Below are 494 nucleotides of genomic sequence, written 5' to 3'. Positions count from 1 at the left end.
GAAAAAAAAAAAAAAAGCGAAGTCACTTCGTAACCGCAACCGAGAGGTTGCGCTGAACCCGCAGGAGTCAGCAGAGGCCATAGTACGCAAGTACGGGACGCCGGAAAGCGGAAGGGCTGAACCGAAAGGAGAGAGGGAACCGATGCGTTCGCGTGAAGAGCAACGACAGCCGAATATCCCGCAAGGGAGCTTGCGGCAAAGAGAAGCGGTGAAGCCGCCAGGGTATGCCGGAGCGCCGAGTTCTTCACCGGCACAAGTCGATCCTTCCTCTCGCAAAGACCAGAACGACTTGTTGGAGCGAATGCTCGAAGGAGAGAACCTTCGGCTCGCCTATAAGCGAGTGGTACAGAACGGAGGAGCCCCCGGTGTGGACCGAGTAACAGTAGCGGAGCTACAAGCTTACCTGAATACACACTGGGAAACGGTGAAAGACGAACTCCTAACGGGAACGTACAGACCGATGCCCGTCAGACGGGTGGAAATCCCCAAACCCG

The 494-nt window shown here is 56.3% G+C and carries 1 pseudogene; it reads left to right on the top strand.

Features of this window, described 5'->3' with window-relative positions:
- Positions 1-494, top strand: a pseudogene (locus tag M0651_RS23930) (hypothetical protein); the annotation flags it as partial.

The sequence above is a fragment of the Paenibacillus mellifer genome (assembly GCF_023195895.1).
In the GTDB taxonomy this organism is placed as follows: Bacteria; Bacillota; Bacilli; order Paenibacillales; family Paenibacillaceae; genus Fontibacillus; species Fontibacillus mellifer.
The sequence above is the reverse complement of the archived record's forward strand: the minus strand, read 5'-3'. Positions and strand labels throughout refer to the sequence as shown.